Source organism: Rhizobium sp. J15 (assembly GCF_002531825.1).
In the GTDB taxonomy this organism is placed as follows: domain Bacteria; phylum Pseudomonadota; class Alphaproteobacteria; order Rhizobiales; family Rhizobiaceae; genus Rhizobium.
In genome coordinates this window covers 222,021-245,532 of sequence record NZ_NWSX01000007.1, presented here as the reverse complement: position 1 = coordinate 245,532, position 23,512 = coordinate 222,021, and the positions used below count along the sequence as shown (strand labels likewise).

Annotated in this window: 21 protein-coding genes and 2 pseudogenes; 13 read left to right on the top strand and 10 right to left on the bottom strand. The window is 61.8% G+C overall.

Annotated features, from left to right (window positions below):
- Positions 1 to 165: 165 nt before the first annotated feature.
- Positions 166 to 1,200 carry an aspartate-semialdehyde dehydrogenase gene (locus tag CO670_RS09015; protein ID WP_097589914.1) on the bottom strand — a complete coding sequence of 345 codons (1,035 nt, stop codon included), beginning with the start codon at positions 1,198 to 1,200 and terminating at the stop codon, positions 166 to 168.
- 111 nt (positions 1,201 to 1,311) lie between these two features.
- Positions 1,312 to 1,491, bottom strand: a pseudogene (locus tag CO670_RS33235) (hypothetical protein); the annotation flags it as partial.
- A gap of 121 nt (positions 1,492 to 1,612) precedes the next feature.
- Here CO670_RS33235 and CO670_RS09010 point away from each other — a divergent pair.
- The 5 genes from CO670_RS09010 to CO670_RS08990 all read left to right on the top strand — a co-directional run bounded on the left by CO670_RS09010 (position 1,613) and on the right by CO670_RS08990 (position 8,043).
- Entirely contained in the window at positions 1,613 to 3,367 is a 1,755-nt protein-coding gene (locus CO670_RS09010; RefSeq protein WP_097589913.1) for an alkaline phosphatase, read from the top strand.
- A 96-nt stretch (positions 3,368 to 3,463) separates the two neighbouring features.
- Positions 3,464 to 3,925 carry a hypothetical protein gene (locus CO670_RS09005; RefSeq protein ID WP_088689061.1) on the top strand — a complete coding sequence of 154 codons (462 nt, stop codon included), beginning with the start codon at positions 3,464 to 3,466 and terminating at the stop codon, positions 3,923 to 3,925.
- A gap of 6 nt (positions 3,926 to 3,931) precedes the next feature.
- A complete protein-coding gene (locus CO670_RS09000; RefSeq protein WP_097589912.1) occupies positions 3,932 to 4,624 on the top strand; it encodes an ABC transporter ATP-binding protein in 693 nt (230 codons plus the stop codon).
- Positions 4,621 to 5,907: an FtsX-like permease family protein gene (locus CO670_RS08995; protein ID WP_097589911.1), complete on the top strand. Its 1,287-nt coding sequence runs from the start codon at positions 4,621 to 4,623 to the stop codon at positions 5,905 to 5,907. Before CO670_RS09000 ends, CO670_RS08995 begins: the two co-directional genes overlap by 4 nt.
- Before the next feature lie 249 nt (positions 5,908 to 6,156).
- On the top strand, positions 6,157 to 8,043 hold the full coding sequence (locus CO670_RS08990) for an MFS transporter (protein ID WP_097589910.1): 1,887 nt from the start codon (positions 6,157 to 6,159) through the stop codon (positions 8,041 to 8,043).
- 43 nt (positions 8,044 to 8,086) lie between these two features.
- On the opposite strand, the gene lpxE is transcribed toward CO670_RS08990, so the two are convergent.
- On the bottom strand, positions 8,087 to 8,839 hold the full coding sequence (gene lpxE, locus CO670_RS08985) for a lipid A 1-phosphatase LpxE (RefSeq protein WP_176538900.1): 753 nt from the start codon (positions 8,837 to 8,839) through the stop codon (positions 8,087 to 8,089).
- 253 nt (positions 8,840 to 9,092) lie between these two features.
- Complete coding sequence (leuB, locus tag CO670_RS08980; protein ID WP_097589942.1) at positions 9,093 to 10,205, bottom strand: 3-isopropylmalate dehydrogenase; 1,113 nt, start codon at positions 10,203 to 10,205, stop codon at positions 9,093 to 9,095.
- Between the two features lie 168 nt (positions 10,206 to 10,373).
- Between leuB and CO670_RS08975 the strand changes: the two genes are divergently transcribed.
- Positions 10,374 to 11,306, top strand: a complete 933-nt coding sequence (locus CO670_RS08975) for a pyridoxal-phosphate dependent enzyme (RefSeq protein ID WP_097589909.1) — start codon at positions 10,374 to 10,376, stop codon at positions 11,304 to 11,306.
- Positions 11,307 to 11,472: 166 nt separating this feature from the next.
- Here the strand turns inward: CO670_RS08975 and leuD are convergent, their stop codons facing one another.
- From leuD to CO670_RS08960, 3 genes are all read right to left on the bottom strand, one after another.
- Complete coding sequence (gene leuD / locus CO670_RS08970) at positions 11,473 to 12,081, bottom strand: 3-isopropylmalate dehydratase small subunit (RefSeq protein WP_097589908.1); 609 nt, start codon at positions 12,079 to 12,081, stop codon at positions 11,473 to 11,475.
- A 133-nt stretch (positions 12,082 to 12,214) separates the two neighbouring features.
- Positions 12,215 to 12,634 (bottom strand): VOC family protein, encoded by a 420-nt coding sequence (locus CO670_RS08965; protein WP_097589907.1) that lies wholly within the window; start codon positions 12,632 to 12,634, stop codon positions 12,215 to 12,217.
- Positions 12,635 to 12,742: 108 nt separating this feature from the next.
- Positions 12,743 to 12,976 (bottom strand): hypothetical protein, encoded by a 234-nt coding sequence (locus tag CO670_RS08960; protein WP_097589906.1) that lies wholly within the window; start codon positions 12,974 to 12,976, stop codon positions 12,743 to 12,745.
- Between the two features lie 113 nt (positions 12,977 to 13,089).
- Between CO670_RS08960 and CO670_RS08955 the strand changes: the two genes are divergently transcribed.
- Positions 13,090 to 13,995 (top strand): CoA ester lyase, encoded by a 906-nt coding sequence (locus CO670_RS08955; protein ID WP_097589905.1) that lies wholly within the window; start codon positions 13,090 to 13,092, stop codon positions 13,993 to 13,995.
- Positions 13,995 to 14,201 carry a DUF1737 domain-containing protein gene (locus CO670_RS08950; RefSeq protein WP_088677404.1) on the top strand — a complete coding sequence of 69 codons (207 nt, stop codon included), beginning with the start codon at positions 13,995 to 13,997 and terminating at the stop codon, positions 14,199 to 14,201. Before CO670_RS08955 ends, CO670_RS08950 begins: the two co-directional genes overlap by 1 nt.
- A gap of 23 nt (positions 14,202 to 14,224) precedes the next feature.
- On the opposite strand, the gene CO670_RS08945 is transcribed toward CO670_RS08950, so the two are convergent.
- Positions 14,225 to 14,662: a metallopeptidase family protein gene (locus CO670_RS08945; RefSeq protein ID WP_064708126.1), complete on the bottom strand. Its 438-nt coding sequence runs from the start codon at positions 14,660 to 14,662 to the stop codon at positions 14,225 to 14,227.
- A gap of 162 nt (positions 14,663 to 14,824) precedes the next feature.
- Here CO670_RS08945 and CO670_RS33335 point away from each other — a divergent pair, with 162 nt between their 5' ends.
- The 5 genes and pseudogenes from CO670_RS33335 to bfr all read left to right on the top strand — a co-directional run bounded on the left by CO670_RS33335 (position 14,825) and on the right by bfr (position 21,650).
- Positions 14,825 to 15,781 (top strand): hypothetical protein, encoded by a 957-nt coding sequence (locus CO670_RS33335; protein ID WP_245425772.1) that lies wholly within the window; start codon positions 14,825 to 14,827, stop codon positions 15,779 to 15,781.
- Positions 15,693 to 17,240 carry a DNA polymerase Y family protein gene (locus tag CO670_RS08940; RefSeq protein WP_280951334.1) on the top strand — a complete coding sequence of 516 codons (1,548 nt, stop codon included), beginning with the start codon at positions 15,693 to 15,695 and terminating at the stop codon, positions 17,238 to 17,240. The genes CO670_RS33335 and CO670_RS08940 overlap by 89 nt, the downstream gene beginning before the upstream one ends.
- On the top strand, positions 17,237 to 20,683 hold the full coding sequence (locus tag CO670_RS08935) for an error-prone DNA polymerase (protein WP_097589903.1): 3,447 nt from the start codon (positions 17,237 to 17,239) through the stop codon (positions 20,681 to 20,683). The genes CO670_RS08940 and CO670_RS08935 overlap by 4 nt, the downstream gene beginning before the upstream one ends.
- Positions 20,684 to 20,790: 107 nt before the next feature.
- Positions 20,791 to 21,199: pseudogene (locus tag CO670_RS08930) on the top strand ((2Fe-2S)-binding protein).
- Positions 21,165 to 21,650: a bacterioferritin gene (gene bfr / locus CO670_RS08925; protein WP_064696427.1), complete on the top strand. Its 486-nt coding sequence runs from the start codon at positions 21,165 to 21,167 to the stop codon at positions 21,648 to 21,650. Before CO670_RS08930 ends, bfr begins: the two are co-directional and overlap by 35 nt.
- Positions 21,651 to 21,758: 108 nt before the next feature.
- Here the strand turns inward: bfr and CO670_RS08920 are convergent, their stop codons facing one another.
- Positions 21,759 to 22,292 (bottom strand): RNA pyrophosphohydrolase, encoded by a 534-nt coding sequence (locus CO670_RS08920; RefSeq protein WP_097589902.1) that lies wholly within the window; start codon positions 22,290 to 22,292, stop codon positions 21,759 to 21,761.
- Between the two features lie 12 nt (positions 22,293 to 22,304).
- Positions 22,305 to 23,498 (bottom strand): divergent polysaccharide deacetylase family protein, encoded by a 1,194-nt coding sequence (locus CO670_RS08915; RefSeq protein WP_097589901.1) that lies wholly within the window; start codon positions 23,496 to 23,498, stop codon positions 22,305 to 22,307.
- Positions 23,499 to 23,512: the final 14 nt, after the last annotated feature.

Below are 23,512 nucleotides of genomic sequence, written 5' to 3'. Positions count from 1 at the left end.
TGAGAACCCCGCTCTCGATCTGCATAGCTTTTGGCCGGCAAGAGAATGCCAGCCATCAGCGATTTTGTCACGATCACCTTTTGGCGAGCGCTTTGCATGGCCGTATCTGCCGGAAAGCCCCGCTCCTGGAGCAGGGCTTTAGCACGTTATGGTTTACAATTGGTATCAGGCGGCTTGCTTGCGCGGCTTGACGAGGCCGCGATTGACGAGCAGCTCGGCGATCTGAATGGCGTTCAGCGCCGCGCCCTTGCGCAGGTTGTCGGAGACCACCCACATATTGAGGCCGTTTTCGACCGTCGCATCCTCGCGGATGCGCGAGATGTAGGTCGCGTCTTCGCCGGCGGATTCATAAGGCGTGATGTAGCCGCCGTTCTCGCGCTTGTCGATGACGAGGCAGCCGGGTGCGTCGCGCAGGATATCGCGGGCCTGGTCGGCGGTGATCTCGTTTTCGAACTCGATGTTGACCGATTCCGAATGGCCGATGAAGACGGGCACGCGCACGGCCGTGCAGGTCACCTTGATCTTCGGGTCGAGCATCTTCTTCGTCTCGGCCAGCACCTTCCACTCTTCCTTGGTGTAGCCGTCTTCCATGAAGCTATCGATGTGCGGAATGACGTTGAAGGCGATACGCTTGGTGAACTTCTTGTTCTCGATCGGATCGGCGACGAAAACGGCGCGCGTCTGGTTGAAGAGCTCGTCCATGCCGTCCTTGCCGGCGCCGGAGACCGACTGGTAGGTCGAAACGACGACGCGCTTGATCTTGGCGAAGTCGTGCAGCGGCTTCAGAGCCACCACCAGCTGGGCGGTCGAGCAATTCGGATTGGCGATGATGTTGCGCTTGGTGAACTGCGTGACGGCGTCCGGGTTCACTTCCGGCACGATCAGCGGCACGTCGGCGTCGTAGCGCCAGGCCGAGGAGTTGTCGATGACGACGCAGCCCTGCTGACCGATCTTCGGCGAAAACTTCTTGGAGACTTCACCGCCGGCCGACATCAGGCAGATGTCGGTATCGGAGAAATCGTAATTCTCCAGGTTGGAGACCTTCAGCGTCCGGTCTCCATAGGAAACTTCGGTGCCCTGCGAACGCGCCGAGGCGAGCGCCACGACCTCATCGGCGGGGAAGCCTCTTTCGGAGAGGATGTTGAGCATCTCCCGGCCGACATTTCCGGTCGCTCCCGCAATTGCTACTTTGAAACCCATTTCTCAAGCTCTCTTTCTCTTCTCTCCTCTGTCCGGTGAGGGGAAAGGCGCGAATAATCGCGTCTTCCTGATCCCCAGCCGAGCCGGGGAGAGAGCGGCAGGCCAGAGACGTCAGACGGTTTTCGTCGTCGTTTTGGCCTTGGTTTTGGAAGAAACCGGAACGGCAATTTCCACCCCGGCAACCCGTGCCCGGTCATTGCATTCGGCAATGGCGTGTTCGTCGTGAACCATGGAGATTCCTTTTCCGCTGTTGCTCTTAGAAGGTTTTCCACAGGAGTCAAGGTTTTTGCGGCGACAGCTTCCAAGCGGAAGGGGTGGTGCCGTCCTGCGGCGCCTTTGTCATGCCGCTGTCATCACCCGGGGGTAATCCCGACCCGGTTGTTAATATCTGCAACGAAAACGGGGGTTTTCCATGCGTATGCTTCTCGCCGCCTTTGCGGCCACCACCATTCTCGCTGGCGCCGCTCAGGCGACGACGGTCTACCCGCTTGATCGCGCGACGATTCTTGTCGGTTCGCCGTTCGACTTCAAGGTCGAGCTCAACAAGCAGGTCAAGCCCGAAGACGTGAAGATTACGGTCAACGGCCAGGACTACAAGACCATTCTCGGAAGCGAGGCGCAGTTCGTCGAGCTCGAAAAGGGCAAGGAAGACAAGGCTCTCGGCTCCGCCCTTCTGTTGCGCGGCCTGAAGATTTCGGCTCCCGGCGCCTACAAGGTCGAGGTCGCTGCCGGTGACGAAACGAAATCCGTTACCTGGAACGTCTACGAGACCGCCAGCCAGCCGAAGGCCAAGAACATCATCTTCCTGCTCGGCGACGGGCTTTCCGTTGCGCACCGCACCGCTGCCCGCATCATGTCCAAGGGCATGACCGAAGGGAAGGCGAATGGCCGCCTGAACATGGACGATCTCGACCATATGGCTTTCGTCGGCACGTCTTCGACGAATGCCGTCGCCACGGATTCGGCCAACACCATGTCGGCCTACATGACCGGCCACAAGACGGCCGTCAACGCGCTCGGCGTTTACGCGGACCGCACGCCGTCCTCGCTCGATGACCCGCGTGTCGAAACCATCGCGGAAGCCCTTCGCCGCACGACCAAGAAGTCGATCGGCATCGTCGCAACGTCCGAAGTCGAGGACGCCACCCCGGCTGCGGTCGTTTCCCACACCCGCAACCGCAACGACAAGGCCGACATCGTCGGCATGCTGCTCGAGGTCAAGCCCGAAGTTCTCCTTGGCGGCGGCTCGGCCTATTTCCTCGGCCAGGAGGTCGCCGGTTCCAAGCGCAAGGACAATCAGGATTACATCAAGCTGTTCCAGGAGGCCGGCTACAAGCTTGCGACCGACAAGAACGAGCTCGCAGCCAATGCATCGGCTGAAGGCAATCTGCTCGGCCTATTCCACACCGGCAATATGGACGTCATGCTCGACCGCGAATTCCTGAAGAAGGGCACGGTCGAGAAGTTCCCGAACCAGCCGGGTCTCGTCGAGATGACCAAGGTCGCGCTCGATCGCCTCTCGAAGAATCCCGAAGGTTTCTTCCTGATGGTCGAAGCCTCCTCGATCGACAAGATGTCCCATCCGCTCGATTGGGACCGCGCGGTCGTCGATACCATCGAATTCGACAAGGCCATCGGCGTCGCCCGCGAATTCCAGAAGGCCCATCCCGATACGCTGATCGTCGTCACCGGCGACCACACGCACGGCGTTTCCATCATCGGCACTGTCGACGATGAGAAACCCGGCACGGAAATGCGCGAAAAGGTTGGGATCTATGCCGAAGCCGGCTTCCCGAACTACAAGGACGAGAACGGCGACGGCTATCCCGACAAGATCGACGTCAGCCGCCGCCTGTTCCTGAACGCCAATAACGGCCCCGATCACTACGAGACCTTCCGTCCGAAGCTCGAAGGCCCGTTCGTTCCGGCTGTTCAGAACGAAAAGAAGGAATATGTCGCCAACGAGCAGTACAAGGATGTGCCCGGCGCCGTCTTCGTCCAGGGCAATATTCCGAAGTCCGGCGATTCCGGCGTTCACGCCGTCGACGACGTCGTCCTGCAGTCGGCCGGTCCGGGCGCCGAAGGCTTCCGCGGCTACATGGAACAGAGCGACATCTATCATGTGCTCGCCGACACCTTTGCTCTCGGCGCGAAGCAGACGAACTGATCCGAATTGATCCTGCAACGCCGCTTGCCGGCCTTGCTCTTTCACCGATCATGGTCCCGGCCGTTCACGGCCGGGACCTGCTTCTTGGAGTTCGCCATGGAAACAGTTTCTTCGTTGCATCTCAGCCGCCGCCGGCTGATCGGCGCCGCCATTGTGCTTCCCTTCACCGCTTCCCTCGTTCGCGCGGCCGATTCTTCGCTCGCCTTCGGTGAGCTCTATGGCAAGTTCGGCGTGCTCGGCCTCGAATTCTCCGACAAGGTGAAGCGTCTCGCCGGTCAGGAAATCAGCATGAAGGGCTTCATGGCGCCGCCATTGAAGGCCGAAGCCCAATTCTTCGTGCTGACCGAAGTGCCCATGTCGCTCTGCCCCTTCTGTTCCTCGGATGCGGACTGGCCCGACAATATCGTCGTCGTCTATCTCTTGGAGAAACAGACCTTCGTGCAGCCGCGCCAGACGATCGAAGTGCGCGGCACGCTGGAATACGGCTCCTGGACGGATCCCGAAACCGGCTTCGTCAGCCTCCTGCGCATCCGTCAAGCCGAATATTCCGCCGTCTGAACCGACATGCTCGCTCTCGATATCGAAAACCTGACCATCACTTTCCCAGGCCTGTCTTCGCCGGCGCTGGCGATCGGCCGCCTGTCGATCGAAGCCGGCAGCAGGGTCGCCATCACAGGGGCATCCGGTTCCGGCAAGAGCACCTTCGTCAATATCGTCACCGGGCTGGAGCGGACACGGCAGGGCCGCATTCGCTGGAACGGCGAGGATATTGCAGGTTTTTCCGAAAGCCGGCGGGACCGGTTCCGCGCCGCCAATATCGGCCTCGTCATGCAGGAGTTTCATCTCTTCCCAGGCCTGTCGGCACTGGAAAACGTCCTTCTGCCCGCGCGCCTTGCCGGCACTGCCACGGCCGCCATTATCGAGCGGGCGCATGCGCTTTTGAGCACGGTCGGCCTTTCCCGTCCCGGCCAGAAGATCGAGACCATGTCGCGCGGCGAGATGCAGCGCGTGGCGATCGCCCGGGCGCTGTTGCGCAAGCCGGGCGTCATCATCGCCGACGAGCCGACCGCGAGCCTCGATGCCGAGAGCGGCGAGGCCGTCGGCGATCTCATCCTCGATCTTGCCATGGCCGAAGGCAGCACGTTGATCGTCGTTTCGCACGACCAGCGCCTGGCCGGCCGGCTCGACCGGCGCATTACCTTCGGTTCAGGCCGGATCAGCGATGATTCCGCTGTTGCGGCAGGGGAGGCTGCATGATCCGCTTCATCCTCGCCGATCTTCGCCGCCTCTGGGCGGGGGCGCTCGTGGTCGTGCTGCTGGTGACGCTTGCGACCGCACTCGGCGTCTGCGTCGTGCTGCAGGAGCGGGCGCTTCGTCTCGGCAGCGCCCGCGCCGCCGACAAGTTCGACCTCGTCATCGGCGCCGGCGGCAGCGAGACGCAGCTCGTGCTGTCTTCCGTCTTCCTGCAGCCCTCGCCTTTGCCGCTGATGCCGGGCGACGTGTTGGCCAGGCTCGCCGCCGACCCCCGTGTCGACTGGGCCGCTCCGGTCGGCTTCGGCGATTCCTTCTCCGGCTATCCCATCGTCGGCACGACGGTGGCGCTGGCGGACAAGCTCTCCGGCGGCTTTGCCGAGGGCAAGGTTTTCGCGCGCGAGGGAGAGGCGGTGATCGGCTCTGCCGTCAAGCTGCCGCTCGGCGGCGAGATCAAGCCGATGCACGGCTCGGCGGAAGAGGGAGGAGAGACCCACACCGAACTCGTCTATCATATCGCCGGCCGCCTGCAGCCGACGGGAACAGCCTGGGACCGGGCCATTCTCGTTCCGATCCAGGCCGTCTGGCACATTCATGGGCTGGGGGCAGCAGAGGCGGATGCGGAAGGTGCCGAGGAGGCAGAGCACGATCATGAGGAGGCCGGTGCTGGTCACGATGCTCACGGGCATGGGCATGAACATCATGGCGAAGCCCACCCGGATGCCGCGCTTGACGAAAGCTGGACTGCCAATGCTCCCGGCCTTCCCGCCATCCTCGTCAAGCCGAAGTCGATCGCCGACGCCTATAAGCTGCGGCAGGACTATCGCAGCGGCAATACCATCGCCGTCTTCCCGGGCGAGGTGCTGACCAATCTCTACGCCACGCTCGGCGACGCCAAGCAGATCCTGGTCGCGGTTGCTTCCGGCGCGCAGGCACTCGTGGCGGCCTCGCTCGTCCTGGTCACCGTCATCCATATCGGCCAGCGCCGCCGGCAGATCGGCGCGTTGAGAGCCTTCGGCGCGCCGCGCGGCGCGATCTTCGGCATCGTCTGGCTGGAATTCTTCACCCTCGTCGCAGCCGGCATCGGGTTCGGATTCGCGCTCGGCTTTGCCGCAGCACTGACCTTATCGGGCCTGTTCTCGCAGACGAGCGGCATCGCCATGCCGGTCGGCTTTGCCCGTGAAGATCTCGCGCTTGCCGCGGTGCTGCTCGGCTTTGCCGCGATTCTTGCCGCGCTGCCGGCGGTGCTCGCCTACAGGCAATCGCCGGCGCAGGCGCTGAGGGCATAGCCGCCTCCGCCTTCATCAATGCCGCTTGCCGGTAAAAAAGCGTTCCGGCAGCCGGATCCTTGAGCGCGGCCTATGGCTGGATGTGGATAACGCCGCGCTGTCATTAGACTAAAGTCATAATCCCAAAGCATCTCTCTTTGCGGCCTGTCTTTTCTGGCACACTCTCGTCAGGCGTGTCGCGGCCGGGGATTTGCTTTTGAGGAGAGAGTAGGTCGCGCGCGTTGCTCATCACTCTGTGGAGGACAGACAATGGCAAATGTCGCAAGCATCGACGGCGCGAAGGCCCGTCCGATGACGGGCGAGGAGAAGAAGGTCATCTTCGCTTCTTCGCTCGGCACTGTTTTCGAATGGTATGATTTCTATCTTTACGGTTCACTCGCCACCTATATCGGTGCGACCTATTTCACCCAATATCCTGAGGCAACGCGCAACATCTTCACGCTGCTCGCCTTTGCCGCCGGCTTCCTGGTGCGTCCTTTCGGCGCGCTGGTGTTCGGACGTCTCGGCGATCTCGTCGGCCGCAAATACACCTTCCTCGTGACGATCATGATCATGGGTCTGTCGACCTTCCTCGTCGGCATCCTGCCGGGCGCGGCCACGATCGGCATTGCAGCTCCGATCATCCTGATCGGCCTGCGCCTGCTCCAGGGCCTGGCGCTCGGCGGCGAATATGGCGGTGCGGCAACCTATGTCGCCGAACATGCGCCGAACGGGCGCCGCGGCTACTTCACCTCATGGATCCAGACGACGGCGACGCTCGGCCTGTTCCTGTCGCTGATCGTCATCATCCTCGTTCAGTCCCTCATGGGCCCGGTTCAATTCGCCGCCTGGGGCTGGCGCATTCCGTTCCTGGTTTCGGTCGTCCTGCTCGGCATTTCCGTCTGGATCCGCCTGAAGATGAACGAATCGCCCGCATTCCAGCGTATGAAGGCGGAAGGAAAGGGCTCCAAGGCGCCGCTGACCGAAGCCTTCGGCCAATGGCGCAACGCCAAGATCGCGATCATCGCGCTTCTCGGCGCGACGATGGGCCAGGCGGTCGTCTGGTACGGCGGCCAGTTCTACGCGCTGTTCTTCCTGCAGAACGTGCTGAAGGTGGATCTGCAATCGGCCAACATCATGGTCGCCATCGCGCTCCTGCTCGGAACGCCGTTCTTCGTCATCTTCGGCGCGCTCTCCGACAAGATCGGCCGCAAGCCGATCATCATGGCCGGCCTGCTCATCGCCGCGGTGACCTACAATCCGCTGTTCAAGGCGATGACCTGGGCGGCAAACCCGGCGCTTGCCGAAGCGCAGGCTTCGATCCGCGCGACGGTTACGGCCGATCCGGCGGACTGCAAGTTCCAGTTCAATCCGACGGGCACGGCGAAATTCACCAGCTCCTGCGACGTGGCGACGGCGTTCCTGACGAAGAACTCGGTGCCTTATGACGTCGTGGCCGGCCCTGCCGGACAGCCGGCGACCGTGAAGATCGGCAACGCGACGGTGACGAGCTTCGACGCCGCTGCCGCCGGCGACAAGGCCAAGGGCATGACTGCCGCCTTCGAAAAGAGCGTCAACATCGCGCTTCACGATGCCGGCTATCCGCTGAAGCGCGGCGTCGCCAAGGTGCCGGATGCCAAGCTCGATGCCTTCATCGCCGCCAATCCGGAACTGGCGCTCAATGCCGATGCGGTGCGCGCCGGCGAGAAGGAAACCATGCCGGCAGCCAAGCTGGTCGAAGGCAAGCTGCTGACGGCCGATGAGGCCAATGGCGTCACCGACATGGCGGTCTACAACATCGCCAATGGCGGCACCTTCGCCATGACCGCCGATCCCGCCCGCGTCAACTGGATCGGCACGATCGCCATCCTGTTTGTCCTCGTCCTCTATGTGACGATGGTCTACGGCCCGATCGCAGCCCTTCTGGTCGAGCTCTTCCCGACCCGCATCCGCTATACCGGCATGTCGCTGCCCTATCACATCGGCAACGGCTGGTTCGGTGGCCTGCTGCCGGCAACGGCCTTCGCGATGAGCGCTGCGGCGGGCGATATCTACTACGGTCTCTGGTACCCGATCGTCTTTGCGGCGATCACGCTGGTGATCGGCCTGATCTTCCTGCCGGAAACGAAGAACAGGGACATCCACGCAATGGATTGATGGCGCGCTCGCGTCTCAGAGGCTTGAGAAACCGGCCCGGCGCTCACAAGGCGCCGGGCTTTTCCATGTCAGGAAAGAGGCGCTTGGCGAGCGGCCAGCCGTCCGGCGCCAGTTTGAAGAGCAAGCCGCAGCGGGCAAAGACGATCGCCGTCAGCAGCGAGAACCAGGCGCCGAAGGCAAGGCCGGCGATGACATCGCTCGGATAATGGGCGCCGACCATGACACGCGTCATGCCGAGCCAGATGGCGCAGGCGATGAAGGCAACGCGGTAGCGCGGAAACAGAAGCGCGAAGGCGGCGAAGAAGGCGCCGACCGTGGTGGAATGGCCGGAGGGAAAGCTTTCGAAAGCGGAATGGCCCGAAAACGGCGTGAAAGAAAACATGCCGTAATCGTGGAAGTGATCGGGACGGGCCCTTCCGATCGCCCGCTTCAGGAGATTGGCGAGAAGCCCGGAGAAAACGACCGTAGTGAAGAGATAGGCGCCGATCCAGCTGACATAGAGTGCCTGCGCCCTGGAGCGCGCCGTCTTCACGAGCTTGTAGCCCGCCCTGCCTTGAAAGAAGAGCAGGATGCTTGTCAGGATCAGCCAGGCGGAATCGCCGAAACCGGTCAGGAGCTCGCCAAGCTGCTTCACCGATGCGGGGGGCTTGCTGGCGCCGATCGGCGCATCGAAGAGCAGCATGGAAAGGATCACGGCATTGATCGTGATGAAGAGGCAGGCCTGCCAGCGCAAAGGCGGCATGGCCGCGCCGCTCCGGCGCCAGCGCCTGTCCAGGGAAGCCCAAAATGCCCGCATTCCGTCGTCCGTTCGATTGGTCTTCGAGCGCCCGCGCATCCGACAGGCGTTCTCACTTTTGAATTGGCGCGCAAGCCGGAAATCGTTTCCGGCCACTGAATGCGCCCGTTAAATCGGCGCAAAAATACACGAGATTATGGCCGAGGATAGTCCGTTTCGGATAAATCGGCCAAGCCGCCGGCTTGTCCGTTCCCGATAAAAAGCCCTCCGCATGGGTGATGCGAAGGGCTGAAGCTGTTTCACGTGAAATATATCAGGCAGAAAGCGCCTTGAACTCCGCGAGGATCGCATCGCCCATCTCGACGGTGCCGACCTGTTTGCAACCATCGGCCATGATGTCGCCGGTGCGGATGCCCTTGTCGAGCACGTTGGCGATCGCCTTTTCCAGGTCGTCGGCTTCCTTCACCATGTTGAAGGAGTAGCGCAGGCACATGGCGAAGGAGGCGATCATGGCGATCGGATTGGCAACGCCCTTGCCGGCGATATCGGGGGCGGAGCCGTGTACCGGTTCGTAGAGCGCCTTGCGCTTGCCGGTCTTGCCGTCGGGCGCGCCGAGCGAGGCCGAGGGCAGCATGCCGAGAGAGCCGGTCAGCATGGCGGCGACGTCGGAGAGCATGTCGCCGAAGAGATTGTCGGTGACGATGACGTCGAACTGCTTGGGCTGGCGCACGAGCTGCATGCCGCCAGCATCGGCGAGCATATGTTCGAGCTGCACGTCGGAATATTTCGCCTTGTGCGTCTCAGTCACCACCTGGTTCCAGAGCACGCCCGACTTCATGACGTTGCGCTTTTCCATGGAGCAGACGCGGTTCTGGCGCGTGCGGGCCATTTCGAAGGCGACGCCGGCGATGCGTTCGATCTCGTAGGTATCGTAGACCTGCGTGTCGATGCCGCGCTTCTGGCCGTTGCCGAGATCGATGATCTCCTTCGGCTCGCCGAAATAGACGCCGCCCGTCAGCTCGCGGATGATCAGGATGTCGAGGCCTTCGACCAGTTCCGGCTTCAGCGACGAGGCCGAGGCAAGTGCCGGATAGCAGATGGCGGGACGCAGGTTGGCGAAAAGTTGCAGATCCTTGCGCAGGCGAAGCAGGCCGGCTTCCGGACGGACTTCGTAAGGCACGCTATCCCATTTCGGGCCGCCGACGGCGCCGAAGAGAACGGCATCGGCAGCAAGCGCCTTCTGCATGTCGGCTTCCGAGATCGCCGCGCCATGGGCGTCATAGGCAGAACCGCCGACAAGGCCTTCGTCGGTGACGAAACCGGCGTTCATCGCCTCGTTCATATAGGCGATGATCTTGCGGACCTCGCCCATGGCCTCGGGACCGATGCCGTCACCCGGCAGCAGGAAAAGATTGCGCGCTGTCATGAAACCCTCCTGGAAAAACAAGTTGCGGCTTCTTAGACCCCGGAAATGGGCATTTCAAGCGAGAGAAGCCGTGAATCGGTACGCTTCGCCCTCAGCGGCGATGATTGCCCCTGCGCCTACAAACGGGCTAGAACGGCTGCATCGCCTTTTATTCTCCTGGATGTTCCCATGGCTCTGACACCTCTCCATCTCGACACGCCCCTGGTCCGTACGGCAGCCGGCTACAGCGCCAGCGGCAAACCGCTCTGGCTGAAGCTCGACGCGCTGCAGCCTTCCGGCAGCTTCAAGCTGCGCGGCGTCGGCCGGCTCTGCCAGCACGAGGTGGAAAATGGCGCGCGGGAGATCTTCTGCGCTTCCGGCGGCAATGCCGGCATTGCCGCGGCCTATGCCGGCCGGGCGCTTGGCGTGCCGGTGACGATCGTCGTGCCGGAGACGACGGCGGCCGATGTCCGGCAGACGATTGCCGCGACAGGCGCTAACGTTCTCGTTCACGGCTCGGTTTTCGATGAAGCCAATGCCCATGCGGTCGCCCTCGCCCGCAGCCGCGAGGCGACCTATGTGCATCCCTTCGACCATCCGCTTCTGTGGGATGGCCATGCCACGCTGGTCGACGAGGTGGTGGCGAAGGGAGCGGCATTCGATTGCGTCGTCACTAGCGTCGGCGGCGGCGGGCTGCTTGCCGGCATCGTCGAGGGGCTGAAGCGGAACGGGCTTTCAGACGTGCCCGTCATCGCCGTCGAGACCGAAGGGGCGGCCTCGCTCCATGAAAGCCTCAAGGCAAACGAGCGCATTACGCTCCCCGCCATCACTTCGATCGCCGCGTCGCTCGGCGCGCGGCAGGTGGCGCAGCATGTCTTCGACCTGCCGAAACAGCACCCGATCGAAAGCGTTCTCGTCAGCGATGCCGATGCCGTTGCCGCCTGCCTGAAATTTGCCGATGCGCAGCGCATTCTGGTCGAGCCGGCCTGCGGGGCGGCGCTTGCTGTTGCCGATGTGCATGCCGGGCTGCTGGCGCGCTTCGACAATCCGCTCATCGAAGTCTGTGGCGGCATCGGCGTGTCGCTCGAAAAGCTGAGGCTCTGGAAAGAGAAATTTCTCTGATCCCTAAAGCGCGTCGCGTTTTTTCAGATTCGCTCCTTGCGCTTTAGGCTCTTTGTTGAAGCATGTCGTTGCCGCAAAATCGCTGCACAGTTTTGCGCGACATGCTTTAAACCAAAGAAAAAGCCGGGCGAAAGCCCGGCTCGATCGATCGGCAATTCGTCAGGGCTTAAGCGGCCCAGGGGTGCGAAGAGGCGTTCTTCTTTTCGAATTCGTCGATCGCCTTGCCCTTTTCCAGGGTCAGGCCGATATCGTCGAGGCCGTTCAGCAGGCAGTGGCGCTTGAACTCGTCGAGATCGAACTTGATCGAGCCGCCATCGGGACCGGTGATTTCGAGATTCTCCAGGTCAACCGTCAGGATGGCGTTGGAGCCGCGCGAGGCGTCGTCCATCAGCTTGTCGAGATCTTCCTGGCTGACCTTGATCGGCAGGATGCCGTTCTTGAAGCAGTTGTTGTAGAAAATATCGGCGAAGCTGGTGGAGATCACGCAGCGGATGCCGAAATCGAGCAGCGCCCAAGGCGCGTGTTCGCGCGAGGAACCGCAGCCGAAATTGTCGCCGGCAACGAGGATCTTGGCATCGCGATAGGCCGGCTTGTTCAGCACGAAACCAGCGTTTTCGGAGCCATCTTCATTGTAGCGGGCTTCGGCGAAAAGACCCTTGCCGAGGCCGGTGCGCTTGATGGTCTTCAGATAGTCCTTCGGAATGATCATGTCGGTGTCGATGTTGACGACCGGCAGGGGCGCCGCAACGCCCGTGAGCTTCACGAATTTATCCATGACCCATGCTCCACTTCAGCAAATGTACTTTCCTGAATGTGCATCTAGTCCAGTTTTCCGCCGAAATGAAGGAGAATCTTTCTAAAATGGTGGCCGCGCGACGTTTCGCGCGGCCACAAGAGTGCACGCGTTCTTACTTGGTCGGGGCGTTCAGGCCCCAGAGGACGCCGAAAGGATCGCGAAGCTGGCCGTAGCGGTCGCCCCAGAACATCAATTCGACAGGCATGACGACTTCGGCGCCGGCGGCAACCGCGCGCTCCCACCAGAAATCGATATCGTCGATGACAAGCTGGATGGCGAAGCCTTCATGGCCTTTGAAGGGATGGCCGTATTCGGGATAGGAATCCGCCAGCATGAGGGAGCTGCCGTTGATATAGAGATGCACATGCATCGTCCGGCCGCTCTCGTCGACCGGCACCCTGTGCGCTTCTTCGGCGCCGAAAGCCTTCTTGTAGAATTCCGCAGCCTTCACCGCGCCTTCGACCGTCAGATAGGGCAGCAAGCCATTCTTGACCGGCGGCATTTTAACCGGATTGTTTTCCGTCGTATCCATGCTCGTCCTCCATCGTTTTCAAGCGCCGGCGGAATGCCTGGCTGCTTCAAAGACGTATCATGGAAGCATGATCCGACAGTGTCGGTCAGTTTTTAATGCAAAAGCGGCTTAGAGATCGATGATCGTGCCGCGGCCGTCGTTCCAGATGCGCATCTCCGGCTTACGGTTGTTCGCCTTGGCGCGGACCGGAGCGGGCTTCATCTTCATCGAAAGCGCGCGGCCGACCATGAGCACGGTCAGAATGCCGCCGACGGCGAGCGTCACCGAGAAGGTGAAAAGCAGCATGGCCACCAAAACCGTGGCGCCGGCAAGCATGATGAAGATGGAGCGAATGTTCTGCATGAGTTTGAGACCTTTCTTCGGAAAGGAATGTGGTCCTTCTTTTTCCTCTCTGCAAGGCAAGCATGGCTTTTTGTTGTCTTGCCGGGCTTTGCGAAGCTTGGCACTAATGTTCCATGAGCCGAACCGTACCTCTCCGTTCCTTCAACCTGCGCCGCTCGGTGCTGAGCGTGCCCGCCATCAATCTGCGCGCGCTCGAGAAGGTCCATTCCCTTGATTGCGATGGCGTTATTTTCGATCTGGAGGATTCCGTCGCGCCGGAGAAGAAGGCGGAGGCGCGGGAAAATCTGAGACGTTTTTTTGCCAGGCCGCCGCTTGAGGGCAAGGAAAAGATCATCCGCATCAATTCTTTGTCATCCGAATTCGGGCAGGCGGATCTCGACCTGGTCAAGGATGTCTTGCCCGATGCCGTTCTCTTGCCGAAGGTGGATGAGCCCCAGGACGTCATGGCAGCCGGCGATCTTCTCGCGGAAGCGGATGCGCCGGAGGAACTGCGGATCTGGGCGATGATCGAGACGCCGCGCGGCGTGCTGAATGTCGGGGCGATCGCCGAAGCCGGCCGCACGCCGGGATCGCGGCTCGATTGTCTCGTCGTCGGCCTCAACGACCTGCGCAAGGAAACGGGCGTGCTGCCGCAGCCGGGGCGGAACTATCTCGTGCCCTGGCTGATGCAGGTGATCCTGGCGGTCAAGGCTTACGGGCTCGATGCGCTCGACAGCGTCTTCAACGATTTCAAGGATGACGCGGGCTTCGATGCCGAATGCGGGCAGGGCCGCGCCATGGGCTTTGCCGGCAAGATGCTGATCCATCCCTCGCAGATTACGGCCGCCAACCGGCATTTCGGACCGAGCGCGGAGGAGATAATGGAAGCCGAAGCGATCATATCAGCCTTTGCCGATCCTGAGACCGAGGGCCTCAACGTCATCAATGCGGGCGGGCGGATGATCGAGCGGCTGCACCTTGTCCAGGCCGAAGCTCTGGTCCATAAAGCTCGCCTGATTTCTGCAAGAAAGCCCGCCTGATGAAACTCTACCGCTTCCTGACCGGTCCCGACGACGCTTCCTTCTGCCACAAGGTCACCGCCGCCCTCAACAAGGGCTGGTCGCTGGAGGGCTCGCCAACCTATGCCTTCAACGCCGCAACCGGTGCGATGCAGTGCGGTCAGGCCGTCGTCAAGAATGTCGAAGGCAAGGATTACGATCCTGAGATGAAGCTCTCGGAGCAGTAAGACTTACTTCCAGGATTGAGCCCCTAACGCTCGGCGGCTTCCTCGGCGCTGGCCTCGATCCGCTCCATGTCCTCGTCGCTCAGCCCGAAATGGTGGCCGATTTCGTGGATCAGGACATGGGTGATGATATCGCCGAGCGTTTCGTCGTTTTCGGCCCAGTAATCGAGGATGGGACGCCGGTAGAGGCGGATGCGGTTCGGCATCTCGCCGGTTTCGACCGTGAAGCGTTCGGAAATGCCTCTGCCCTCGAAAAGACCGAGCAGGTCGAAAGGGGTTTCCAGCGCCATGTCCTCGAAAACGTCGTCATCGGGGAAGTCCTCGATCTCGATCGTGAGGTTGGTGGTCAGCTGGCGGAATTCATCCGGCAAATGGCTATAGGCCTCCATGGCCAGCGACTCGAAAGTGCTGATCGTCGGCGCATGGCGGTCCCGCCAATCATCGCTCTGGTCTATGCGGGCCATGAATGTTCCTTCCTTTGCGGGCCCATATAGAACCTTTATCGCGGTTTTTCGAGTGTGGAATCAAAGGCAGGAATAAATTCATAGAAAATGGTTGTTGACTCTTCTCCGGCTCTCTGGAATCCATAAGAACATAACAGGAACAAGACGGACGGAGTGAACGCCATGGCGCAGAACGCCCTGGCGCGCGAGCGGCTTTTTGCGCTCCGCGAAACCATCGCTAAGCTGGAAGGAAAGCCTGCGCCGGCGCTTGCGGCGGCGGAGCGGGAAGCCCTGGCATCGGGACAGGCCGGCGGGCAGGCTGCGGAACGGAATGACCGCAGGCTTCGGCTGCCCTTGGGCGTGGCGCCGCTCGACGAGGCGATGGAAGGCGGCCTGCCGCTCGACGCGATCACGGAAATCCGTTCCACCCTTCTTCGCGATGCGGGAGCCTCATGCGGCTTCGCGCTCGCCGCTGCTTGCCTGCTGCAGCGGCTGGAGGAGGATGACGGCGACCATTCGCCGATCCTCTGGATCGGCGATACGATCTCGACGATGGAGGCGGGCCTTCCCTATGCGGTGGGCCTGCAAGATTTCGGCCTGCGGCCCGATCGCTTTCTGCATGCCTTGCCGCGCAAGCTCGAGGAGGCGCTCTGGCTTGCGGAATGTGCGGTGGAAAGCGGCGCCTTTTCGGTCGTCATCCTGGAGATGAGGGGCAATCCTGCCCATTTCGGCCTGACCGAGAGCCGGCGGCTCTGTCTTCGCGCCAAGGCGGCCGGCCGGCCGCTCCTTTTGCTTCGGCAGGCCGGAGAGGAGGAGGCGAGCAGCGCCGTCTTCCGCCTGCTTGCCGAACCCGCGCCATCCGGCACGCGGGCCCTGCCGGATGGATCGAGGTTTGCCGGCAGCATCGGCAATCCGGTTTTTCGTCTCAGCCTGGAGAAGAGCCGTAACCCGGCTCCGCTCTCCCTTCTTCTGGAGTGGAACCCCCATGAACGTCAGTTTTTCCTCGCCGGCGAACCAAGGCAAGCTCTCCCTCCAGACGAACGGTCAGCGTATCCTGGCGCTCAGTTTTCCGCATCTTCCGACGGACAGGGTCGCCCGCAGAAAATGGGGAGTTTCCTGGCGTTCGAAAGGGCGTCCTGAAGCGGCGCCGATCGTCTGTGCCGGAAAGCACGAGAATGCCATGCGGCTGACGGCGCTGGACGAGGTCGCGGAAGCCTTCGGGCTGAAGAAGGGCCAGGGGGTCGCGGAAGCGCGCGCCATGCACCCGAAGCTCGATATCGTCGAGGAGGATCCGGCCGCCGACGCGCGGCTGCTCGAAGCCGTTGCCGACTGGTGCGATCGCTATACGCCGCTGGTGGCGATCGACGGGCGGGACGGGCTGTTCCTCGACATCAGCGGCTGCGCCCATCTCTTCGGCGGCGAAAAGGCGCTGCTGAAGGATATTCTCCTCAGGCTTTTCCATATGGGGCTCGACGTGCGCGGCTCGATCTCCTCTTCGCCCGGCCTTTCCTCGGCCGTCGCCCGTTTCGGCAATGGCGGCGTCATCGAGGACGAGGAGATGGAGGATGTGCTGGCGCCGCTGCCGGTCGCGGCTCTTCGGTTGAGCGAGGAGACCGTGGGATCGCTGAGGAAGCTCGGGCTGAAATATATCGGCGATGTCATGAACGCGCCGCGGGCGCCGTTGACCCGCCGTTTCGGAGCAAGCCTGCTTCTGCGGCTCGATCAGGCGCTCGGACATGATGAGGAGCCGGTTTCGCCGCGGCTGCCCGTTGCGAGCCTGTCGGCCGAACGGCGCCTGGCCGAGCCGATCGGCACCGAGGAGGATATTCTCGCCCTTGCCGGCCAGGTGGCTTTATCGCTGAAACCGTCCCTGGAAGCCCGCGGCGCCGGGGGCCGCACTTTCGAACTCGTGCTGTTTCGGGTCGACGGCAGGGTTTTCAGGATTTCCGTCGGGGCTTCGCGGCCGCTGAGGGAGCCGAAGCGGATCGCGGATCTGTTTTCCCAGCGCCTGCAGGCCATTCATGACGATCTCGATGCCGGTTACGGTTTCGAAATCCTGCGGCTGAATGTCGTGCGCCATGAGCCCTTCGAAGCCACGCAGGGGGATTTCGACGGCGGCCGGCAAAGAGAGATTTCGCTGGCCGCTTTCATCGATCGCGTTTCGGCCCGCCTCGGTGCGGACTGCCTGCAGGGCTTTCAGTTTCGCGAAAGCCACGTGCCGGAGCGCGCGGTCATAACAATTCCTCTCATGGAGAGTTTTCCCGCGCAGCGCGGAAGCGGCAAAAGCCATATCGCTCCCTCTCGCAGCGAGCGGCCTTTGCGGCTTTTTGCCAAGCCGGAACCGGTGGAAGCTTCGCTTGCCGAAGTTCCGGAGGGGCCGCCGCAAAGCTTCCGCTGGCGGCGCATGCAGCATCGGATCCTTCGTAGCGAAGGTCCCGAACGCCTTGCCATGGAGTGGTGGATCGATGGCGCCGATGCCCGGACGCGCGACTATTTCCGTGTCGAAGACCAGGCCGGGCACCGCTTCTGGATCTATCGCGAAGGCTTTTACGGCGAGAAGGACCCGCCGCGCTGGTTCATGCACGGGGTTTTCGCATGAAGACGGCGCCGGCATTTTTCGAGATCGGGGCGCGCACCAATTTTTCCTTTCTGGAAGGTGCCTCCAAGCCCGAGGAAATGGTGGTGCAGGCCGCCATGCTGAAGCTTTCCGGTCTTGGGATTGCCGATCGGAACTCGGTTGCCGGCGTCGTCAGGGCCTATGCGCAGGCGCAGGAGATCGAAGAGAAATTCAACAGAAGGCACGAGAAGAACCTCGACGGAAAAGAGGAAGGGCCGATCCTCGATCCGATCCGCATTCAGCCGGGCGCCCGGCTCGTCTTTGCGGACGAAACGCCCGACATCCTTGCCTACCCCAAGAACCGACGGGGGTGGGCGCATCTCTGCCGTTTGCTGAGCGCGGGAAATCTGCGGGCGGAAAAAGGATCCTGCCTGCTTTACGAGGCGGATATCATGGAATGGGGAGACGAGATGATGCTCGCCCTCGTTCCCGATTCCTCGGTTGCCGGCAAGGCTGATGGTGAGCAGGAATTGCAGGCCTGTCTCGAACGCTTCCGGGAACGTTTCGGCAAGGCGTTCCACATGGCGCTGGCCCCTTCCTATGACGGCCGCGACCGTCAGGTTTTCGCCGTTCTTTCCATGATCGCCGCCCGCAGCCGCGTTCCTGTCATCGCGACCAATCAGCCGCTCTATCACCATACCGACCGCCGTCCCCTTTCCGATATCGTCATCTCGATCCGGGAGCATGTGCCGATTGCCGAGGCAGGTTTTCTTCTTGCGCCGAATGCCGAGCGTTATCTCAAGGATTCACGTGAAATGGCCCGCGTCTTCCGGGACTATCCGGAGGCGATTGCCAATACGGAAACGTTCTTCGGCGGGCTTTCGTTTTCGCTCGATGAACTCAAACACAATTATCCGCCTGAAAACGATCCCGGCGAGACGCCCTATGAGACCCTCGAACGTCTGACGCGGGCAGGGGCAGCGAAGCGTTATCCGGAGCGTGTTCCCGGTGAAATCCAGACCCAGATCGATTATGAGCTCAATCTCATCAGGGAGAAACAATACGAGCCTTATTTCCTGACGGTCCACAAGCTCATTCAGCATGCCCGCTATGAATTGAAGATCCTGTGCCAGGGCCGCGGTTCGGCGGCCAATTCGGTCATCTGTTATTGCCTCGAGATCACGGAAGTCGATCCGACCAAAAGCACCTTGCTCTTCGACCGCTTCATCTCGATGGATCGCGACGAGCCGCCTGATATCGACGTGGATTTCGAGCATGACCGGCGCGAAGAAGTCATCCAGCACATCTACGGGAAATATGGCAAGGAGCATGCCGGGCTGACGGCTGGCGTCACCACCTATCGCACCCGTTCCGCCGGCCGCGAGGTCTCCAAGGCCTTCGGGCTTTCGGAGGATGTGCAGTCGGCGATCAGCAGCCTGGTCTGGGGCTGGTCGGAGGATAATCTGTCTGAGCGCGATGCCAAGGCGGCCGGGCTCGACATTTCGGACCCTGTGACCCTGAATGTTTTGCGCTATGCCTCGGAACTCCTCGGTTTTCCGCGCCATCTGACCCAGCATGTCGGCGGCTTCGTCATCACACGGGACCGGCTCGACGAAGTCGTGCCGATCATGAAGACGGCGATGCCGGACCGCTTCATGATCGAGTGGGACAAGGACGATCTCGACAATGTCAGGATCCTGAAGGTCGATGTGCTGGCACTCGGAATGCTGACCTGCTTGAGAAAGGCTTTTTCACTGCTCGCGCTGCATTACGACGTGAAGAAAACCCTTGCCGATCTCGGCAACAGGGAACACGGGGACGAAGGTGTGCCGGTGTACGACATGATGTGCCGGGCCGATACGCTGGGCGTCTTTCAGATCGAAAGCAGGGCGCAGATGAGCATGCTGCCCCGCCTGAAGCCGCGGCGATTCTACGATCTCGTGATCGAAGTGGCGATCGTCCGTCCCGGCCCCATCCAGGGCAACATGGTTCATCCCTATCTCACACGGCGGGAGCAGTCGCATTCCCCCGATTTCAAGATCGAATATCCGAAAGACGAAATGATCCCGATCCTGAAACGGACGCTCGGTGTCCCGCTCTTTCAGGAGCAGGCCATGCAGATCGCGATCACCGCGGCCGGATTCTCGCCTGCCAAGGCCGACCGTCTGCGCCGCTCGATGGCGACCTTCAAGCGGTTGGGGAAGGTGAACGAGTTCAAGGACGACCTGATCAACGGCATGACGAGGAGAGGCTATCCGAAGGAGTTTGCCGAACGCTGCTTCAGCCAGATCGAGGGCTTCGGTGAATACGGCTTTCCGGAAAGCCATGCGGCTTCGTTCGCCCTGCTGGTCTATGCGTCGTCCTGGGTCAAGGCCTATTATCCCGACGTCTTCTGCGCGGCCATGCTCAATTCGCAGCCGATGGGTTTTTACGCGCCGGCGCAGCTCGTCCGCGACGCCAGGGAACACGGGGTCGAGATCCGGCCGGTCGACATCAACAGCTCCGATTGGGATTGCCGGCTCGAAGAGGCGGTGTTCGACAGGAATGCCGTCGACAGGCGGCATGCCGATATGCGTGGGATCATCAAGTCGAAGCGGGCCGTCCGCCTCGGCTTCCGGCAGATCAAGGGCCTGTCCGAGAAAGCGCTGGAGGGCCTTCTCGCCCACAGGGGCGCCGGCTACGGCTCGGTTCGCGACCTCTGGCTGCGGTCCGGCCTCGACAGGGGCGATATCGAGCGGCTTGCCGATGCCGACGCCTTCGGTTCGATCGGCCTGTCGAGACGCGAGGCGCTCTGGGCCGCAAGGGCGCTGGACACAAAATACGCGCCCGAGACATTGCCTCTGTTCGATCAGGTCAACCATATCGACCTTCAGGTCGAACCGAAGGCCCGCCTCCCGGAGATGCAGCCGGGCGAGCAGGTGATCGAGGATTATCGTTATCTCTCGCTGTCGCTGAAGGCGCATCCGGTTTCCTTCCTGCGCGAGGAGTTCCAGAAGATCGGCATCACGCGCAATGTCGATCTTCTGAGGGTGCCGAACGGAAAGAGGGTGACGATCGCCGGCCTCGTGCTGGTGCGCCAGCGGCCAGGCTCGGCCAAGGGCGTGATCTTCATGACGCTGGAGGATGAGACCGGGGTCGCCAATGCGATCGTCTGGAGCACGATATTCGACAAATACCAGGCGGTTGTGATGGGCGCCCGGCTCGTGAAAATCCGCGGCAGGCTGCAAAGTCATAGCGGCGTGATCCATACCGTCGTCGAGCATATCGAGGACATGACGCCGGCGCTCGGCATCCTGCAGCGCGAGGCCCGACGTTTCGGCGCCTGCGAACGTTCGGACGAGGTGCTGAGGCCGGGAATCGACCAGCGCCAGGCCGCGGATGCGCGCAAGAGGCCGGGGCAGGAAAGAGGAACGGCAGCCGCAAGCCGCCATTCGGGCGTGGCGGAAACCGCCGAAGTCATGCCGCGCGGGCGGAACTTCCATTGAAGCGCGCCGCGCCGGCCGGGATCATTCGGCGGGCTTTTGCGAGTTGAATTCATCGTCCCGGACGTGCCTCGTAATATTAGACAATCTGCAACAGTCCCCGCCTGACGTTGCTTTCCAGAGGATCGGACTCGAATTTTTTCTTGACAGCCACCATCTTCTTTAGCAGAAAACACGATAGTCAGTGTCATGTTTGGAAATGAAGACGTGCTTGTCTGCAGCTGCAATTATATAACCGACAAGGAAATCCGGGAGGTTATCACCAACCTTCTCGACGAAGACTGTTGGCAGCTTATCGTGCCTGCGAAGGTCTATCACGCCATGGAAAAACGCGGTCGCTGCTGCGGCTGTTTCCCCAACGTGGTCGACATCATTATCCAGACGACCGAGGAATATCACGCCCGTCGCCACTCGACGGAAGCCGAAATATTTGATTTCATGTCTCGCTTGAAACAATTCCATGAGGAAAACAGGAGAGCGGACATTGAAAGGCGACAAAAAGGTCATCGAGCGGCTTAACGAGGCATTGTTCCTCGAACTCGGTGCGGTCAACCAATATTGGGTTCACTATCGTCTTCTTGAAGATTGGGGCTACACCAAGCTCGCCAAGAAGGAGCGCGCCGAATCCATCGAAGAGATGCACCATGCCGACCGGCTTGTTGCGCGCATCATCTTCCTCGAAGGTCATCCCAATCTGCAGACGCTGGCGCCTCTGCGAATCGGCCAGAACGTCAAGGAAGTCCTGGAAGCCGATCTTGCCGGCGAATACGACGCCCGCACGGCCTACAAGAAGTCCCGCGATATCTGTCACGAGGCCGGCGACTACGTTTCGATGAAGCTCTTCGAAGAGCTGCTGATGGATGAGGAAGGCCATATCGACTTCCTCGAAACCCAGCTCGATCTGCTCGAGAAAATCGGCGAAAGCAAATACGGCCAGCTCAACGCCGATTCCGCCAACGAAGCCGAATAAATACGAGCGATGCCGGCCGTCCCCGACGGCCGGTATTCCCGATCCGGCATCACCGGGCGCCTTCTGCTGTGTCTTGCGAGCGTGAAAAGAGCGGCCGGTCCGCCCTTATCAATCTTCCGATTGAAGCGTTGCCAGGTGCTGGAATTCGGCGACCACCTGGTCATAGACGGCGCGCTTGAAGGGGACGATCAGTCCCGGCAATTCCTGCATCGGCTTCCACTCCCAGGCATCGAATTCCGGCTCGTGGTCGCCGGGCGGCGGATTGATGGCGATCTCGCTTTCGTCGCCGTCGAAGCGGAAGGCGAACCAGCGCTGCGTCTGGCCGCGGAACTTCCCCCTCAGTCCGATACCGATCAGCTGCGGCGGCAGATCGTAATTGATCCAATTCCGTGCCTCGGCAAGCAGCGTCACCGTCCTGATGCCGGTTTCCTCGTAAAGCTCGCGGTAAGCGGCGTCCAAAGGGTCCTCCCCCTTGTCGATGCCGCCCTGGGGCATCTGCCAGAGCTGCGGCGAGCCATCGAATTCGGAGTTTCCGTCAGCGATCCGCCGCCCGGCCCAGACCAGGCCGTCGCGATTGAGGATCATCACGCCGACGCAGGGGCGGTAAGGCAGATCCTCTGCTTTCACAGTCGCCTGGCTCATTTTTTTCTCCGTTCACGGATTCCTGGGATCATTGGCGAGGGCGGCGATGCCGACGATTTCGATGCCGCGCATCGCCGCCTCCTGGCTCCATCTGGCGATGGCGTCGACGCTTTCATCGAAAGCCGAGGCGACGCCGATGGCCTGGCCGTTCTTGCGGGCGACGCGCTCGAGTTCGTCAAGTTTCTGCAGGATGGCATTGATATCGAGCTGGCCGTCGAGCTGCAGGTCGGCGAAAGCATAGGGCAGCTCCGTTCCCTTGGCGACATCAGCCGTCTTCGACTGGGCGGAGCTGCCATCGTCGAGGAACAGCAGCCCGCGTTTGCCGATATCGCGCATGACAGGTTCCATGGCGGTGGGATCGGACAGGAAACGGCCGCCGAGATAGTTCATGAGGCCGGTATAGTTGGTGATCTCGCCCATCGCCTTGTGCAGGTTTTCGATGTTGCGGGCCACCGGCTTCGACGTCAGCAGCGTTTCCGGACCGGGATCATTCGCCGGGTAATCAAAAGGTTCGAGCGGCACCTGCAGAAGAATTTCGTGGCCGCCGCGGCGGGCCTCCTGCATCCAGCGCTGCAGGCTGTTGCCGCTTGTTGCGAAGGCAAGCGTGATCTCCTCGGGCAGTTCGGCGATGGCGCGCTGCGTTCCCGTCTGGCTCAGCCCGAGGCCGCTGACGACGATGGCGACCCGGACGCCGCGCGCGCCGGACGAGGGCCGCGCATATTGATCCATCGGCCGCCGGCCATCGGGGCCGACGATCGGCAGCCTGCCATAGGGAGATTCTTCCAGCAGCGTTTCGTTGGGCTGGGCCGCCATGCGCGGATCCTGGCCGATCTGCATCGCATCGACCAGGACAGGCCCGCTGCCGTCACGGGGGCGGGGGCTGTATTTGGTGACGACCGAGCCATCGCCGGTGACCATCTGCTCGACATTGGCGCCCGAACGGGGCTCGGCGCGGGGCATGCCGTTCGCTGGCTGGCCAGCCGGCGCCGCCGCCTGTTGAGATGCGCCGGAGGGGGGCGCCGCCTGCTCGGTTGCGGCGGTTTTTTTGCGTTCGAGCCCATCGCCGCGAAACGCCGTATAGAGGGAGAAGCCGCCGATGGCGAAAAGGCAAAGGCTGGCGGCGATGCGGCCGAGGCGCAGAACGCCCGGGCGCCGGCTGCCGGCTTTGCGGTTGCGGCCTAAAGGCGCATGCAGATCCGTTCCCAATTTTCTCGCCCGCT

Coding starts and splice junctions, on each gene's coding strand:
- CO670_RS09015 (WP_097589914.1), bottom strand. CDS start 1,200: ATGGGTTTCAAAGTAGCAATTGCGGGAGCGACCGGAAATGTCGGCCGG.
- CO670_RS09010 (WP_097589913.1), top strand. CDS start 1,613: ATGCGTATGCTTCTCGCCGCCTTTGCGGCCACCACCATTCTCGCTGGC.
- CO670_RS09005 (WP_088689061.1), top strand. CDS start 3,464: ATGGAAACAGTTTCTTCGTTGCATCTCAGCCGCCGCCGGCTGATCGGC.
- CO670_RS09000 (WP_097589912.1), top strand. CDS start 3,932: ATGCTCGCTCTCGATATCGAAAACCTGACCATCACTTTCCCAGGCCTG.
- CO670_RS08995 (WP_097589911.1), top strand. CDS start 4,621: ATGATCCGCTTCATCCTCGCCGATCTTCGCCGCCTCTGGGCGGGGGCG.
- CO670_RS08990 (WP_097589910.1), top strand. CDS start 6,157: ATGGCAAATGTCGCAAGCATCGACGGCGCGAAGGCCCGTCCGATGACG.
- lpxE (WP_176538900.1), bottom strand. CDS start 8,839: ATGCGGGCATTTTGGGCTTCCCTGGACAGGCGCTGGCGCCGGAGCGGC.
- leuB (WP_097589942.1), bottom strand. CDS start 10,205: ATGACAGCGCGCAATCTTTTCCTGCTGCCGGGTGACGGCATCGGTCCC.
- CO670_RS08975 (WP_097589909.1), top strand. CDS start 10,374: ATGGCTCTGACACCTCTCCATCTCGACACGCCCCTGGTCCGTACGGCA.
- leuD (WP_097589908.1), bottom strand. CDS start 12,081: ATGGATAAATTCGTGAAGCTCACGGGCGTTGCGGCGCCCCTGCCGGTC.
- CO670_RS08965 (WP_097589907.1), bottom strand. CDS start 12,634: ATGGATACGACGGAAAACAATCCGGTTAAAATGCCGCCGGTCAAGAAT.
- CO670_RS08960 (WP_097589906.1), bottom strand. CDS start 12,976: ATGCAGAACATTCGCTCCATCTTCATCATGCTTGCCGGCGCCACGGTT.
- CO670_RS08955 (WP_097589905.1), top strand. CDS start 13,090: ATGAGCCGAACCGTACCTCTCCGTTCCTTCAACCTGCGCCGCTCGGTG.
- CO670_RS08950 (WP_088677404.1), top strand. CDS start 13,995: ATGAAACTCTACCGCTTCCTGACCGGTCCCGACGACGCTTCCTTCTGC.
- CO670_RS08945 (WP_064708126.1), bottom strand. CDS start 14,662: ATGGCCCGCATAGACCAGAGCGATGATTGGCGGGACCGCCATGCGCCG.
- CO670_RS33335 (WP_245425772.1), top strand. CDS start 14,825: ATGGCGCAGAACGCCCTGGCGCGCGAGCGGCTTTTTGCGCTCCGCGAA.
- CO670_RS08935 (WP_097589903.1), top strand. CDS start 17,237: ATGAAGACGGCGCCGGCATTTTTCGAGATCGGGGCGCGCACCAATTTT.
- CO670_RS08920 (WP_097589902.1), bottom strand. CDS start 22,292: ATGAGCCAGGCGACTGTGAAAGCAGAGGATCTGCCTTACCGCCCCTGC.